This is a genomic window from Bacteroides sp. AF29-11 (assembly GCF_003602895.1).
In the GTDB taxonomy this organism is placed as follows: Bacteria; Bacteroidota; Bacteroidia; order Bacteroidales; family Bacteroidaceae; genus Bacteroides; species Bacteroides uniformis.
In genome coordinates this window covers 232-597 of record NZ_QTLY01000031.1, presented here as the reverse complement: position 1 = coordinate 597, position 366 = coordinate 232, and the positions used below count along the sequence as shown (strand labels likewise).

Sequence of the window (366 nt, the reverse complement as noted above, 5' to 3'; positions counted from 1 at the left end):
GACAAGAACGGCAACATCAAGACCCTGCAACGCTACGGTCAAACCGGAGCTTCTACCTATGGTCTGATTGATAACCTGACTTTCACCCTCGGTGGTAATCAGTTGACCCGTGTAGATGATGCTGTAGCCACATCTGCTTACAACAACGGTTTCGAGTTCAAGGACGGCGTGAAGCAGGCGAATGAATACAACTACGATTCCAACGGGAATTTAACTAAAGATTTAAACAAGGGAATTACCAATATATCGTATAATTGTTTAAATTTGCCTAGTGTAGTAACTTTTAGTGATGGTAGCACGATTACCTATACTTATGCAGCCGACGGCACAAAGCTGAAAACTGTCCATAAGACAGGCAGCACTACC

At 43.7% G+C, this 366-nt stretch carries 1 pseudogene; it reads left to right on the top strand.

Annotated elements, in window-relative coordinates:
• Positions 1–366, top strand: a pseudogene (locus DWZ03_RS20340) (RHS repeat-associated core domain-containing protein); the annotation flags it as partial.